The organism is Gilliamella sp. Choc5-1, assembly GCF_001690595.1.
In the GTDB taxonomy this organism is placed as follows: domain Bacteria; phylum Pseudomonadota; class Gammaproteobacteria; order Enterobacterales; family Orbaceae; genus Gilliamella; species Gilliamella apicola_M.
In genome coordinates, this window is the sequence record NZ_LZHH01000116.1 from 63,096 (window position 1) to 79,071 (window position 15,976).

Here is a 15,976-nt window from a genome sequence, read left to right on the forward strand (position 1 = left end):
TCATCATCACACTCACCATTGATTTTGTAAAATATTTCAGATAAACAATTAATTTTACTCTTCTTTATTAATTGATTTTAAAGTAATTTTTTAAACTCTTTGCTATAATTGTTCCTTATATAAAAATATTATCACCATAAAGTCTTTAATCTGATATGAAAACATTTTTTACTTTTATTACCTTATCTCTCTTTTCATCTGGGACTTTTGCTACTGGTTTAAATGGCCATGATTTATCGCTTTATTTTTCAATTCCATTCATCGGAATTTTATTATCCATTGCATTAATGCCGCTTTTTTTATCGCGACTTTGGCATTATCACTACGGAAAAATCATTGCTATTTGGACCTTACTGTTTTTATTTTTTACGTTTTACTTCTTTGGTCTACAACCGACTATCGACTTAACCGTACATGCCATTATTGTTGAATATATTCCTTTTATTTTATTATTGCTGGCGCTTTTTACCGTTTCGGGTGGAATTTTGATTAAAAGTGAAGTTATTAGTACACCTAAATTAAACGTTGGTTTATTAGCTATAGGCACCTTACTGGCCTCAATTATGGGTACAACGGGTGCAGCAATGTTGATGATTCGTCCTTTAATTAGGGCCAATCGCCAACGCCAACACGCCACGCACACTATTATCTTTTTCATTTTTTTAGTGGCTAACATAGGTGGCGGATTAACACCATTAGGCGATCCACCGCTCTTTATTGGCTTTTTAAAAGGAGTTAATTTTACTTGGACAGTAAGGCATATGCTATTACCCGTATTACTAAACGCTATATTGTTATTAGCCATTTATTATGTGATTGATAACTATTATTTCCGCCAACAATATGGAAAAATACAGGCCAACATTCTAATGTCAAAACCACACCCAGTTAAGGTTTATGGCAAGTTTAATATTATTTTATTGATCGCCATTGTCATAGGTGTGTTGCTGTCGGGTATTTGGCAATCATCGGTGAGTTTTAGCTTTTTAGGGGTAAATATTGCGTTACAAAATTTAGTTCGCGATGGAATGTTTATGCTAATCAGCCTGATATCAATAGTAATCACCCCAAAACAAGTGCGAGCAGGTAACGAATTTAATTGGGATGCCATAATCGAAGTTGCTAAGCTATTTATTGGTATTTTCATTACGATAGTCCCAGTTATCGCGATATTACGAGCAGGTAGCAATGGTGCCTTAGCACCTTTGGTATCTTTTGTGACTTCTGAACAAGGTAATCCCATTAATGGCCGATATTTTTGGTTATCGGGATTATTATCAGGATTTTTAGATAATGCACCGACTTATTTGGTATTTTTTAATTTAGCTTCAGGTGATGCCAATATATTAATGACAACAATGACAAAAACATTACTCGCCATATCAATGGGATCAGTGTTTATGGGAGCATTAAGTTATATTGGTAACGCTCCTAACTTTATGGTTAAAAGTATTGCAACGCAACACAAAATCAACATGCCAGGCTTTTTTGGTTATATGAAATGGTCTGTCACTATCTTAATACCACTGTTTATTATTAATCATTTATTATTTTTTAATGAATTGGCATAAGCGGAAAAATACATAATTAACCTAGTCATTAAAATAATAAGCTTAAAGCAAGGCAAGGTGATAACAAAACCTATCTAAGCAAAATACGACAGGTTGATACCAAAGGTTTACTTTTACTTAAAAATCAAACTAAACTGCAAATTAGAGAATATTTAGCTTTTTGTATTATGTTGATTTTTAACGCGTTTATACATAAACGTAGTACACTCCTGAAACTTTTTGACAAAAATAGCGCTGCCTTTATTTGTTTAGGAAAAATGTTTATTTAGATAAACTGCATAATAACTAGCGTATCAAACAAAAATCATTAGCGCTTTATGCCGATAAAATCGTGACGCTATTTAATCATAGCTATCAGTCTTATAGTACAAGGCGAATTGGTTTTGTTTTACAGAAAAGAGAATATTTGGCTGTCACGCCGTTACATTACCATTCCATTAAAGTCGTATAAGCTACCGCAACCTAGGAATTAAGATTCAACACTAAAATTAAGGTACAATACAAAGAGCATATTTTTGACTATAAACTCTACTGCTATATGTTTTACCGGTGTTTGAAGAAATCATAAACTGTTTACTACCTGTTGCATCAGTAGCTAAATAGTAGTTGCTAACGAATCCGGCATTGGTGTAATAATTCATTCTACCCCACTCCGTAAAAAAAACTGAACCTATTTGACGCTGGTAATAATTAACAGACGACAATGGCGTAGCACCTTGACAAAGACTATCTACTGAAGTGCAATTTGAGTTAGTTAAATCACTTACCAATGGCACATGATACCCCAAACTACTACACCATGTTGATTGATTAAGATCTGTATCTTTTTTATTTCCACGGTGAACAAGCCACTGCTTCAACTCGAAACCATACCTGACTACCACACTACCTAGACTATCTTTACCCTCTAATTCGAATACCTTGCGTAAAGATGGCACGCTTAGCAAACTAGGATTGCTTGTTTGTATTTAAACGCTACTTGCTTTAGGGCCTGTTAACGTTACTCGTGTTACGATTTTTTTCTTATCAACATAAGGAATCCATGGATCGGCTAGTGTTTCACCAGTTTTAGGTAACACGATTGGGGTTATCGCTGAATTATTGGTTTGTGGCGTGATTTTGGTACCGTCTGATAACGTAATACCCAACAGGTCATTTGTTGTTGTCACTTTATTTAGACCATTATCGAACGTAAAATACGGCGCAGTCCCCTCAATAACCTTTGATGTTTGTGCCGATAATGCCTGTGCAGTGAAGGAATACGACAATAATAACAATTGCACAACAGCTAATGCCGATTTTGCTAAGTTCAATGATAAAAATGAGGATTATCTCTGTTTGTGGCTATGATGAAAATGATGAAAATTCAGAATATAGAGCTGCCAGTATTGGCTCTTATCTTGGTATAGCATAACATCCGCCTGTCAATCAATTTTTTAGTTATATTTATAATTGCCAGCTCAATTAATGAGCAACTCCTTACTAAGTAAGCGCTAAAATTATAGCATTTAAAATAATCAATTTATAGTTTTTTGTTTGTCATTTTTTGTTGGAAAACATATAAAAACAACAACAAAAACAATAAAATATTGACTACATTGTATAAAAAGAATTTTAAAATCATATCATCACAAAAGCGTAAATTTAATTAGCTTTTAATATGGTGTAATATTAAAAATGATTAGATGTTTGTATTTAAATGCTTGTAACAGTTGACACTGTCACAAGCATTAAATTAATTATTTAACGGGTATTTCAGCCACGGACTTTCTTCAGAAGTGGTACATTGTGTGTAAATATCAAATAACCCATAATTGGCATCATCAGGCTGACTCACTGCACGACCTACCATATAACTTTGACCGAACTCTTTCCAGTTGGCAAAATATTGTTTTACTGTTGGTAAAACTGAGTTAATCGATTGCCATGCTTGATCTTTATCGATATAGCCCGCCACATAACTTGCTCTGGCTATATAAACAAGACGACCTAAATCCCATGCGATAGAGCCGCGAAGTAAGATTTGATGCAATTCGTCTTGGTTTTCGGCTACTTTGTTTTCAATTAATATTGAAGATGCTTGATCTAAGCTTGCGCAATAGCTCATAATAATCTCACGGTAATCTTCTGGAACTTGCTCATTAATACAACTTTGCCACTGCTCTTTAGGAACCTTAAGGTAAATGTCAATTGCCACATCAATAAGTTTGTGAAGTTCTCCAAAAGAGGATAAACATTCAGTAGCACTTTGTGAAGAAAAAACACCCCAAGCGGTGCGCAAGCGATACTTCTGTTCTCTTTTACCGGAGTTTCTAGCATCGCTTTCTAAGCTATCCCAACAAAACATATGTTGTTCAGCAATAATGAGTCCGGCTGATAATGCATTTTGCTGTTCAATTGTCAGTTGTTCGTCTTTTTTCAAATTTTGAGAAAAAGGTTTGTGTCTTAAAATTTTAATGAGAAGCAAAACTTCTCTATTATATCGCATAAGTAATGACACACAAAGTAGCAAAATAATAAGTAAAAATTCCATATAAGCACCTTATTTTTTTGATATAAATCAATTAAAGCAAATAAAAAAATATCATAAATAACACTTTACAACAAGATAAAATTTTGGGATTTTTATTTTGTAAAAATTAAGTTGTTTAGTGTTTATTTAAATATCAATGATTTTTTAAACGAAGTGGCTTAAAAAAAGTAAGGTTCGCCATGATACAAATATTATAACTTTAAAGAAATTGTAATTGTCACCAACGGCTAGGGTAAGCATGGCTTAAGCGATTGTCGTTATTGAGTAAAATTAGCAGAATTTTAAAAGCATATGTAATTAAACGCACCAATGATAGATTTGTGTTGATTTTACACTTTGTATATAAAACTTGGTATAATGCAACGTTTATACCATAATTTTGAGAGTGATATATGTTAAATCAATTAAAAGCAATTATTCAGTATCTTCTACCTAAACAGGCATTAACCGTTATTTTTGGTTGGCTGGCAAAAAAACAGTTAGGTAAAGTTACAACATGGATGATTATGCTTTTTTGTAAAGTGTATAAAGTGGATTTAAGCGAAGCAAAAATTAGCGATGTTAACAAATTTAAAACATTTAATGATTTTTTTGCTCGCGAATTAAATGAGGATGCGCGCCCTGTTGATGTTGCCGATAATGTTGTTGTAATGCCTGCCGATGGAATCATCAGTCAGTTTGGTACTATTCAATATACGCAGCTGTTACAAGCTAAAGGACATTTTTATTCTTTAGAATCATTGCTTGCTTGTCATCCTGAGATGATTAAGTTTTTTAAAAATGGCTCTTATGTAACCACTTATTTGTCACCTAAAAACTATCACCGTTTTCATATGCCTTGTGATGGTGTTTTGCGCGAGATGATTTATGTTCCCGGCTCGTTATTTTCAGTCAATAAAGCCACAACCGAAAGCATACCGAATATCTTTGCTCGTAATGAGCGTGTAATTTGTTTATTTGAAACTGAATTTGGCCCAATGGCTCAAATTTTAGTGGGCGCAACCATTGTGGGAAGTATTGAAGTGCCATGGGAAGGTATCATCACCCCACCACGAGAAGGTATTATGAAACGCTGGACTTATGGCAACGAAATAAAATTAACTAAAGGGCAAGATATGGGCTGCTTTAAATTGGGTTCAACCGTAATTACTTTATTTGCATCAAATGCAATTGTGTTTGATCGCCACCTTAAAGTGGGTAATATTGCTCGCGTAGGTCAAAAATTAGCAGATAGGATATAACGTTATGTGGATGCGTGGTGTTTTTTGTTTTGTCGCTGTGTTGTTTTCTTCATTAGCTTTTGCCGAAGAGTCTGCACCAATCATTAATAATGAAGATGATCTTTCGCAAGTTGTTCATCAGTTAAGTGATAAAAATGATGAGCTTCGCCAAAATATGGAGCTGCAAAAGAATCATTTAACTAATATTGTTAATGAACAAAACAATATCACCACTCAGATTTCTCATGTACAAAATACATTGGCAACGCTTTCTGAGCAAGGCGAGTGGTTGAGCTTTTCGACCTCATTGGGCGAAACCCTACGTCAGCAATTATTGCGCTTACCCGAAAAACCAAAATCACAAGCACTTGATGCCGAAATTGCCGAAGCAAAAGCTCAGCAACTTAATTATAGTAATATTTTAACTTCTTTAGATGATTACCCAACATTAACAAGCCCACTTAATAGTGTTAAAGATGCAACGCAATATCGTCGCTTGTTGCGTGAACAAACTGAATTGCTTAAAACGCTTATTTCAGGAACAGATACCACTATTTTAGAATTGACCAAACTAAAAATTGCCAATAAACAATTAACCAATGCAATTGACGAAGTAAACGATGCGGCTCATAGATACTTTTTTTGGGTAGCAAATGTAAATCCTATATCATTGAGTTATCCGATCGATTTAACTAAAGATGTTGTTTATGTGATTTTTTCGATCGATACTCTTTCACAGCTTTATAATGCTAGCATTGAAGTATTAAGCGCACCCAAACCGCTGTTTTTAATCATTTTATCGTTAATGTTTGTTTTTGCACATTTTAAGATGCGCACTAAATATAATACCTTTTTAATTAAATCAGCTAGCCGTGTGGGTAAAGTAACGCAAGATAGTTATTCTTTAACTTTAAAAGTAATTATATTTTCATTAATTATGGCATTACCTATACCAATTTTGTGGGCTGTGTTTGGTTATGCTTTACAGATTAATTCCGATTATCCTGTCGCATTTGCTTTAGGTTATGGTGTGAATGCAGCCGCGCCAATTTTATGGGTATTTATTATTTCAGCTCATTTTGCATCATCTAATGGGCTTTTTATTACCCATTTTGGTTGGTCAGAAGGTAGTGTGCGATCAGCAATGAAATATTATCGTCTTTCAATTTGGCTTGTAATTCCTTTGGCAATGATTGTGATGAGTTTTGACGAATATAATAATCGTCAATTTGCAGCGACCATTGGTCGTACTGCGTTTATTTTTCTTTGCTTTGCACTTGTATTTATGACTAATTCGATCCATCGTGCTGGCGTTCCGCTTTATATCGATAAAAAAGGATCGGGTGATAATTTATTAAGTCACATCTTGTGGTTTATTTTATTAAGTGCGCCATGGCTAGCCATTATTGCTGCTTGTTTAGGTTATTTATCAACAGCCCAAGTATTATTAGGACGCCTTGAGGCATCAGTTATCATTTGGTTTGCCCTGTTAGTCGTTTATTTTATGATTCGCCGTTGGATGTGGATCCAAAAACGTCGTATTGAATTTGAACGCACAAAACAACGCCGTCTAGAGCGTATGCAACGTGCTAAATCGCATGAAGACGATTCTAATTCACTCAATGAAAATGTCGATGAACCTGTTATTGATTTAGATGCTATCAGCGCTCAATCTTTACATTTAGTCAGATCAATAATTATGATGATTGCACTCATCAGTATGATTTTACTCTGGTCCGAGTTGCATTCAGCTTTTGCATTTATGAATAATATTAAACTGTGGGGAACCAGTGTCATTGTCAATGGTACTGAAATTGAGCAATATATTACTCTTGGTGCGGTATGTATTGCTATTTTAGTGATGACAATTACCGTCCAGTTGGTTAAAAATCTACCTGCTTTATTAGAACTAGGCATTTTACAACATTTAGATTTAGCCCCTGGAACAGGTTATGCAATTTCAACGGTTTCAAAATACATTATTTTGATGATTGGTTGTATGATTGCATTTTCATTTATTGGTATCGATTGGTCAAAAATTCAATGGCTAATTGCTGCACTAGGTGTGGGATTAGGATTTGGCTTACAAGAAATTTTTGCAAATTTTATTTCTGGTTTAATAATTTTATTTGAAAGACCAGTGCGCATTGGTGATACCGTGACAATTCGTGATTTAACTGGCAACATCACCAAAATTAATACTCGAGCTATTACCATTGTTGATTGGGATCGTAAAGAAATTGTAATGCCCAATAAAGCTTTTATTACTGAACAATTGGTGAATTGGTCGTTATCTGATTCTATCACGCGAATTGTATTAACCATTCCTGCAACTATTGATGCTGATAGTGATCTAGTTATCAAGCTTTTACAACAAGCATCAGATGAATGCGAATATGTGCTTAATGATCCTGAACCGCAAGTATTTTTAGTGGATATTCAAGAAGGAATTCAATTATTTGAGTTACGTGTTTTTGCTGCTGAAATGGGACACCGAATGTTGCTACGAAGCGCTATACATAAGCTGATACTTGAAGCTTATCGCAAGAATCATTTAACACTACCATTCCCACCATTGCAAACCAATTTAGAAGCTTTAGGTCGTAAGAGTGGGCGTCGTGGCTATACAGTTGGAACCATTTAACCCAAAAGTGTTTCTAACCATGGCACGCCAAAAGCACCAGGAGCAAGCAATACAAATGCCCAAACAGGTGCCGAAGCAATATTGACCACATTAAATTTGGTAGCAGGCATATGCATTGTGCCTGCAATTAATGGCACTATTGCTCGTAATGGCCCAAAAAATCGCCCAATAAATACGCCAAACGTTCCATAACGCTGAAAAAACTGCTCAGCACGGTAAACTAATTTAGGGTGTTTATTAAGTGGCCATGATGCAATAACTTGTTGGTGATAGTGTTTACCCAACCAGTAAGAGACTAAATCCCCCAAAATAGCCCCCACTGAAGCAGTAATTAGCACTGGTACAAATGATATCGCTCCGCTACCTATCAAAGCTCCCACACCGAATAAAATCGCCGTTGCCGGAACTAAAAGTGAAATAACAGCCAAAGATTCGCCAAATGCCAATAGAAATATAATTGGTAATGCCCAAACTTGATGATGCTCAATAAATTGCATAATTGCTATTGTGATTTCGTGTAGCGACATAAGTTTATGTGTGTAAATTATTAATTGATTATAGCGTGCTATTTTACCATAATACTAATCGTTTAGGACTCAGCACGGTACTTATTGATAGAACATTACAAGGCGTTAACATTTTTTTAGTTTTATTAACGTTTAAGATTATGTTTATCGTAGTCCTAATAAAAATACTCCAATTAATAAGAGACAAATCATGACAGTTGGCATTGAATCAATCCTAGTACGGAAATTTAAAAACGGCGAATTTAAAGTTCCTCAGTTTGATAAACTAGCTATTGAAAAGCCTGTTGCTTTAATTTATAACGGGATTTCGCATGTTGTGATGATGGCAACACCAAAAGATTTGCATTATTTTGCAGTTGGGTTTTCGTTAACTGAAAATATTATTCAGTCAGTTACTGATATTTATGGTATTGATATTATTGAAAATCCAAAAGGAATAGAAGTACAAATTGAACTTTCATCACGGCGTTTTAGTGAGCTAAAAGAAAAGCGTCGTAATTTAACTGGACGCACAGGCTGCGGTATTTGTGGTAGTGAGCAGATAGACCAAGTCTGCCAAACCATTCCTGCTTTGCCACTAATGAACCAAATTAATTTAGCTGATTTTAGCAATAGCCTAAATGATTTATCGCAAGTTCAACATGTTGGTAATAAAACTGGATGCACTCACGCAGCGGTATGGCTCGATTTACAAGGAAAATTTATCGCTGGATTTGAAGATATCGGTCGACATGTAGCTTTAGATAAATTACTTGGGTTTAGAGCCATACAATTATCTAATCATCCCAATTATCAACATGGTGTAGTGTTAGTATCAAGCCGCGCTAGCTACGAGATGGTGCAAAAAACAGCTAATTGTGGCGTGGAATTTTTATTAGCTGTTTCGGCCGCAACTTCAATGGCGGTTGATTTGGCTAAACAGTGTAATTTAACTTTGGTTGGATTCTTTAGAGGAGGTAACGGCGTTATTTATTCTGGTGATGATCGTTTAGTTTAATCACTATTCTAGTTTTGAATAATTTTGCTAAACAAATTAATTTTAAAGATAACCAATTGAATAATAAATAAAAAACAAATTTTTATTTAGTTCACTCTAAGATATCGCAATTCACACCTTTCATTATTGGACAAATATCATCATAATATATGCGAAAAACAGCAATTGCTTTGTTTTTTAATTATTTTATAAACCATTGCTCAATAAAATTAAGTAACTGGTTATTATTTTTTATTATCTAGTTTCATCTTAGCATCTAATTTTTAAAAGGGTACTATCATGCATCAAATATCAGACATTCAACAAGCCGTTAACTGTATTCAACAACAAACAGACAAAAAACCAACAATTGGGATTATTTTGGGTTCAGGTTTAGGTCCTTTTGCCGACACTCTTGAAGATGCTGTGCATATCAGTTACGACAATATCCCTCATTTTGCCAAATCAGCGGCTGTTGGTCATGCTAATGAATTAGTAATAGGAAAAAGTAGCAATAAAACCATTGTTGCGATGAAAGGACGTTTTCACTACTACGAAGGATTTACTTTAGATCAAGTTACCTTTCCTGTGCGTGTCATGAAAATGCTTGGCGTTGAAAAACTGATTATTACCAATGCTTGTGGTGCAGTAAATACTGGATTCAAACCAGGTGATTTAATGCTTATCACCGATCACATCAATTTAACCGCCAACAATCCATTAATGGGACCAAATAATCCAGAATTGGGAGTCCGTTTTTTAGACGTAAGTGAAGTTTACAATAAACAATTACGCTCAATTGTTGTAGATGTAGCAAAAGAACTAAATGTAACTTTACAACAAGGTGTCTATGCGTGGTGGACTGGCCCTACATATGAAACTCCTGCTGAAATTAGAATGATCCGCGTTTTAGGTGCTGATGCTGTTGGTATGTCAACCGTGCCTGAAGCAATTATCGCACATCACTCTGGTATTAAAACTATCGGAATTTCATGTCTAACTAATATGGCTTGTGGAATTTTAGATCAACCTCTAGGACACGAAGAAGTGATTGAAACAGCCGAACGAGTTAAATCAACTTTTTTACAACTTATTACTAAAACGATTGAGCGTTTTTAACCAATACTTTTTATTTGTGGTTCTATAAAAAGTTCATTTTATTTTAGGAACAAATAATGGGCATAAAAAATAGATTAGAATTAATGATGTTTCTCCAATATTTTATTTGGGGAAGTTGGCTAACCACATTTGGAGCTTATCTATTTAATACATTACACTTTTCTGGTGTTGAAGTATCTATGATTTTCAGTACTAAAGGTTTAGCCTCTTTAATTACACCATTTATTATTGGTATCATTGCTGATAAATTTTTGCAAGCTAAATATCTTTATATGTTTTGTCACTCAGTTTGTGCCATTGCACTTTTTTATGCTGCATCAATTAATAATTCAGCTATTTTATTCTGGGTTATGTTAGTCAATGCGTTAGCATTTATGCCAACTATTGCATTATCAAACTCAATTAGTTATCACTGTTTAGACAAAGATAATTTAGATACCGTCACTCTATTTCCTCAAATACGCGTATTTGGCACTGTCGGTTTTATCATTGCAATGTGGACTGTTAGTTTATGTAAATTCGAATTGAGCAATACTCAACTCTATATTGCTAGTGCTGCATCGGTTGTACTTGTAATTTATAGCACAACATTGCCTAATATTACTGTATCAAAAAGTAAAAAACAGTCTTGGGTTTCTCATTTAGGGTTAGATGCTTTTGTGTTATTCAAAAACCCCGTAATGGCGGTATTTTTCCTTTTTGCAATGTTACTTGGGGCGATATTACAAATCACCAACACCTTTGGTGGGGCATTTTTACATGACTTTGATAAAATACCTGAATTTAAAGAAAGCCTAGTTGTTCAGTACCCAGCTATTTTATTGTCATTTTCACAAATAGCTGAAGTCGCATTTATTTTGACTATCCCATTTTTTCTCAAAAAATTTGGCATCAAAAAAGTCATAATGATAAGCATAATTGCTTGGACGCTTAGATTTGGTTTATTTGCGTTTGGCGATCCAACTCCTTTTGGCTTTGTATTGTTAATGCTTTCAATGATCGTCTATGGCTGTGCGTTTGACTTTTTTAATATTTCTGGCTCTATTTTTATTGAAAAAGAAGTTAGCTCAAATATTCGAGCTAGTGCCCAAGGACTATTTATGACAATGGTAAATGGTATTGGTGCTTATTTTGGCTCGATTTTAAGCGGTTTTATCGTTGACATGTGTACACATAATGGCATTAAAGATTGGCAAACAATTTGGCTAATTTTTGCATCTTATGCGCTTGTACTTGGTATCGTTTTTTATTGTTCATTTAATTATGAACATACTAAAGATCGATCTGATGTATAAGTATTTAAATTTAATTTATAAAAAGCCATAATGGGGGTTCCCCCCTAAGGGCTTTTATTGTTTTTTATTTCCATAATTTTGGACAATGTTTTTGGTTTGATGAGATTTAAATATGCAATATAAATTTTTAGGCGGTTTTCTGGTTTTTTTAGGGGCATGTAGCTTTGGTGTGCTCTCTTCTATTGTGAAAACAGCCTATAAGGCAGGCTATTCGCTTGGTGAAGTTACCGGTGTACAATGTTTTTTAGGGATGTTAATGTTATGGAGCATTTACTTTATTGTAAAAAAAATACACAATCGAAAATCATCAACATCAGTTGACACATCAATGGTGACTTCAACCACAATAAAAAAGCAATCCGCCAAAAAATGGAAAGTTTGTGCTGTTGGTATTTTTCCTGGATTGGTTGGTATCTGTTATTACCAATGTGTGCAACTAGTTCCTGCCTCAATTGCCATTATTTTATTAATGCAATATTTATGGATCAGCGTGATTATCGATTTTGTTATTTTTAAAAACAAGCCAAGTATAATTCAACTAATAGCGATTATTGTCATTATTGTAGGTAGTAGTTTAGCAGCAGGTATTTTTAATCAAGATATTAGCTTAAATTTGACTGGTTGCTTTTTTGGTTTTTTAGCAGCATTAATGTATTCACTTTTTATTAGCACTAGCAGCAATATTGGTAATGAGTTATCTAAACTTGAAAAAAGTGCGTTAATGATTACTGGGGCATGTATTATTACGTTTTTAATTTTTCCACCTTTATTTTTTTTCAAACTTAATATTAGCGATAAGTTATATCAATTAGGTTTTTTATTAGCGCTACTTGGAACTGTATTACCACCTTTTTTATTTTCAGTAGGAATTCCAAGAATTGGTATTTCATTAAGTGCGATTTTATCTGCTGCTGAACTGCCTGTTGCGGTCACTTGTTCCTATTTTTATTTGCAAGAGTCAGTCCGTTTTAATCAATGGATTGGGGTAGGTATTATTTTATTGGCTATTGCTTTACCCAACTTAAAGCATATCAAAAAAATTGATTGATTTTAAATTATTAAGCCGGAAAAAAGCCCGGCTTTTTAATTTAATAGCTTTAATTGTCAAATATATTAAACATTATTATGGTAGATTTGTTCACTTTCTTTATTACATATTTATCTGTAAAATTTTAAGAAAAAATTTTTAATAAAAGGTTAAATTTAGCAATATTATTGAACTTTTTAAAATTAAATATGTCTTATAGAAGTAGTTATTGTAAAACAGTATTAATAATATTCCGTAGTTAACTTTTAAAGCAGGTTTGTGTATAAATAATATTATTTATATTAAAACCTAAACCGTTTTTCCTGATCGTAGCGATAGTAGCTGTTCTTTTAATGTTTTATTTTTTAAGTTTTCGTACTTTGAAATTTAAATTCATTACTTTAAATATCTAATAGATAAATCATTAAACATTTAAGTTATTGTTTATTTTTATATTTAAACATTATGTTAACTTAAAACATTTTATATAAAAAGTGATATTTATTTTTCATTATTTAGGATTTTATTATCTTTTTATTCTAATTAAAAAGGAAATTGCAGAATGAAGACATATAAAAAACCGTTATTTACTTTAGTACATAGCAATGATGCAATACCTGAACACAGAACACTGGCTTATTTAGATCCTACATTAAATTATTATACAGATCATATCGATGAGATTATTGCCTTACGCGTTAAAGAGCTTAAATTACATCATTCAGAATACAGGGAATATCACGATATTAACAAAGCCAATAAAAAAGGATTTTCTTTTATTTTTAGTGAAATATTTGAATCAGAGCATCATAAAAAACAAATTGGCATGCTAAAAGATGATATCGCCATTGCTAAAGAGTCAAACAAAGTAAAGGAATTATTAAATAGTCGGATAAAAGAAATTGCTAATGTTTATCCTGAATTACAATTTAATTTTAATGATATGCAAGTTTTACCAACTAGAGTAAAAGAGCACCTGTTTGCTCCCCCTTTAATCTTAACTGAAGATAATGCCATTATGCTTTGGGATGATTAAAAAGGCATTTTTAACAATAATTAATGGAAGAACAATAATTAATAAAAGCCATAATTTACAGGGATTAGTCCCTGTAAATTATTTTTACCAAACATTATAGTTAACTATTAAAAGCGCTTTCACCATGACTATTGATGTCTAGCCCTTCTCGTTCATGCTCTTCAGACACCCTTAATCCAACACAGATATCTGCAATTTTATAAGCAATAAAGGCCACTACAGCTGTCCAAATTACGCAAGTAATGACACTCATTACTTGAATTCCAACTTGGCTTATCATTGTGATACCTTCTGCATAACCAACTCCACCAAAAGATTCTGACGCGAAGATACCTGTTAATATACAGCCGACAATACCACATACGCCATGTACTCCAAATACATCACAGGTATCATCAACTTTTAGAATTCTCTTAAGTGTTGATACTCCCCATACCCCAGCAAAACCACAAATAAGACCAATTAACATAGCACCACCAACACCAACAAGGCCCGCTGCGGGTGTTACGCCAACTAATCCTGCTATCACTCCAGATACTGAACCAAGGCATGATGGCTTGCCTCGTAAAAGCCATTCGGTTAAGGTCCATGCCAGAACTGCAGCGGCTGTTGCAGCAACTGTGTTAATAAAAGCTAAACCTGCAATTTCGTCAGCATGAGTTGATGAGCCTGCATTAAAACCAAACCAACCAATATAAAGGATTGCCGCACCAAGATAAACATAAGGTAAGTTAAATGGTTTGAGAGGTTCGCGGTTATAACCAATACGGTTTTTAATTAAATATGCACCTATTATTCCTGCAATCGCAGCGTTAATATGCACAACCGTACCGCCAGCAAAGTCAAGCGCACCTTCATCAGCTAAGATACCGCCACCCCATACCATGTGAGCCATAGGAATATATGAAAATGTAAACCATAACACCATAAAGATTAATACAGCTGAAAATCGAATTCGTTCAGCAAAAGCGCCTGGAATTAAACAACAGGTAATGCAAGCAAATGATCCTTGAAATGCGACCCAAATAAATTCATAAATTGATCCCGAAACATCTGTAATACCAATACCCGTTAATAAAAAATGGTTAAAATTGCCATAAAACCAATTCCCTTCACCAAAAGAGAGTGAATAACCATAAGTAATCCACAATACAGCAATAAGCGAAAAGATAACAAGCACTTGAGATAACATCGATAACACGTTTTTAGAACGTAATAATCCACCATAAAATAAAGCAATTCCAGGAACAGACATAAAAAGAACTAAGGCGGTACAGATCATCATAAATCCGTTATCAGCTTTATCAACGATGGCGCTTTCATCTGCAAAAACGGAACTTGAGAATAAAATAATTAAAGAAAAAATGATTTTTTTCAACATAATGATATCCTTAACAATAATTTATAACGCCGATTCGTCAGTTTCACCTGTGCGTATACGCACGACATGCTCAAGTGAAGTAACAAAAATTTTGCCATCACCAATTTTACCTGTGTATGCAGCTTTGGTTATGATGTTAATGACTTCATCAATCTGCTCATCACTAATAGCTAAATCTATTTTAACTTTAGGCAAAAAATTAACATTATATTCAGCACCTCGATATAACTCAGCATGACCTTTTTGTCGACCAAAACCTTTGACTTCAGTAACAGTTAATCCTGTGATGCCTATATTAGATAATGCTTCTCGAACTTCTTCTAATTTGAAAGGTTTTATAACTACAGTGACTAATTTCATTAATTACTCCTAATAAATATGAGATACAAAATCAATTATGCAAAGAGCGTGCCAAAATTGAGGAATTGAATAAAATTGAGTAATTTAAGTAGAATTACTAACAAATAGAAAAGGTAGCCGTTATAAAACGCAGGTTTAATAGCTTAGGCCTAGTGCTTAGTGACTTAGCTTAAGCTATTAAATGCATAAACAAGCAAAAATATACTTTGATATATTTTTATTGCACTATGCACTCATATGGTGCCGTGTGTGTATTATTGGTGCCGAGTAATTATGATAACTTAATA

Annotated in this window: 12 protein-coding genes and 2 pseudogenes; 8 read left to right on the forward strand and 6 right to left on the reverse strand. The window is 33.7% G+C overall.

What is annotated here, in order from left to right; genetic code table 11:
- The first annotated feature begins 155 nt into the window (after positions 1–155).
- The gene (locus A9G35_RS10645; protein WP_065636839.1) at positions 156–1,571 is read left to right on the forward strand and encodes a sodium:proton antiporter; all 1,416 of its coding nucleotides are present in this window, start codon (positions 156–158) and stop codon (positions 1,569–1,571) included.
- Between the two features lie 488 nt (positions 1,572–2,059).
- Here A9G35_RS10645 and A9G35_RS10650 read toward each other — a convergent pair whose 3' ends face one another.
- From A9G35_RS10650 to A9G35_RS10660, 3 genes are all read right to left on the reverse strand, one after another.
- On the reverse strand, positions 2,060–2,509 hold the full coding sequence (locus tag A9G35_RS10650; protein WP_141673861.1) for a hypothetical protein: 450 nt from the start codon (positions 2,507–2,509) through the stop codon (positions 2,060–2,062).
- A 30-nt stretch (positions 2,510–2,539) separates the two neighbouring features.
- On the reverse strand, positions 2,540–2,884 hold the full coding sequence (locus tag A9G35_RS10655; RefSeq protein ID WP_065636841.1) for a hypothetical protein: 345 nt from the start codon (positions 2,882–2,884) through the stop codon (positions 2,540–2,542).
- 422 nt (positions 2,885–3,306) lie between these two features.
- Positions 3,307–4,104, reverse strand: a complete 798-nt coding sequence (locus tag A9G35_RS10660; protein ID WP_065636842.1) for a DUF1266 domain-containing protein — start codon at positions 4,102–4,104, stop codon at positions 3,307–3,309.
- Positions 4,105–4,496: 392 nt separating this feature from the next.
- Between A9G35_RS10660 and asd the strand changes: the two are divergent.
- Positions 4,497–5,342, forward strand: a pseudogene (gene asd / locus A9G35_RS10665) (archaetidylserine decarboxylase); the annotation flags it as partial.
- A 91-nt stretch (positions 5,343–5,433) separates the two neighbouring features.
- A pseudogene (gene mscM, locus A9G35_RS10670) lies at positions 5,434–7,968 on the forward strand (miniconductance mechanosensitive channel MscM); the annotation flags it as partial.
- On the opposite strand, the gene A9G35_RS10675 reads toward mscM, so the two are convergent.
- Positions 7,965–8,495 (reverse strand): DedA family protein, encoded by a 531-nt coding sequence (locus A9G35_RS10675; RefSeq protein WP_065636845.1) that lies wholly within the window; start codon positions 8,493–8,495, stop codon positions 7,965–7,967. The pseudogene mscM and the gene A9G35_RS10675 sit on opposite strands and share 4 nt — an antisense overlap.
- A 190-nt stretch (positions 8,496–8,685) precedes the next feature.
- Between A9G35_RS10675 and fdhD the strand changes: the two genes are divergently transcribed.
- The 5 genes from fdhD to A9G35_RS10700 all read left to right on the forward strand — a co-directional run bounded on the left by fdhD (position 8,686) and on the right by A9G35_RS10700 (position 13,948).
- Positions 8,686–9,492, forward strand: a complete 807-nt coding sequence (gene fdhD / locus A9G35_RS10680; protein ID WP_065636846.1) for a formate dehydrogenase accessory sulfurtransferase FdhD — start codon at positions 8,686–8,688, stop codon at positions 9,490–9,492.
- 279 nt (positions 9,493–9,771) lie between these two features.
- Entirely contained in the window at positions 9,772–10,590 is an 819-nt protein-coding gene (locus A9G35_RS10685) for a purine-nucleoside phosphorylase (protein WP_065636847.1), read from the forward strand.
- Positions 10,591–10,646: 56 nt separating this feature from the next.
- Positions 10,647–11,885, forward strand: coding sequence for a nucleoside permease (locus A9G35_RS10690; RefSeq protein WP_065636848.1), 1,239 nt, complete (start codon positions 10,647–10,649; stop codon positions 11,883–11,885).
- A 112-nt stretch (positions 11,886–11,997) separates the two neighbouring features.
- Positions 11,998–12,933, forward strand: a complete 936-nt coding sequence (locus A9G35_RS10695) for an EamA family transporter (protein WP_065636849.1) — start codon at positions 11,998–12,000, stop codon at positions 12,931–12,933.
- Between the two features lie 541 nt (positions 12,934–13,474).
- Positions 13,475–13,948 carry a hypothetical protein gene (locus tag A9G35_RS10700; RefSeq protein WP_065636850.1) on the forward strand — a complete coding sequence of 158 codons (474 nt, stop codon included), beginning with the start codon at positions 13,475–13,477 and terminating at the stop codon, positions 13,946–13,948.
- 100 nt (positions 13,949–14,048) lie between these two features.
- Here A9G35_RS10700 and amtB read toward each other — a convergent pair whose 3' ends face one another.
- Both amtB and glnK read right to left on the reverse strand, forming a co-directional pair.
- Positions 14,049–15,329: an ammonium transporter AmtB gene (gene amtB, locus A9G35_RS10705; protein ID WP_065636851.1), complete on the reverse strand. Its 1,281-nt coding sequence runs from the start codon at positions 15,327–15,329 to the stop codon at positions 14,049–14,051.
- A gap of 21 nt (positions 15,330–15,350) precedes the next feature.
- Complete coding sequence (glnK, locus tag A9G35_RS10710) at positions 15,351–15,689, reverse strand: P-II family nitrogen regulator (protein ID WP_065636852.1); 339 nt, start codon at positions 15,687–15,689, stop codon at positions 15,351–15,353.
- Between the last annotated feature and the right edge of the window lie 287 nt (positions 15,690–15,976).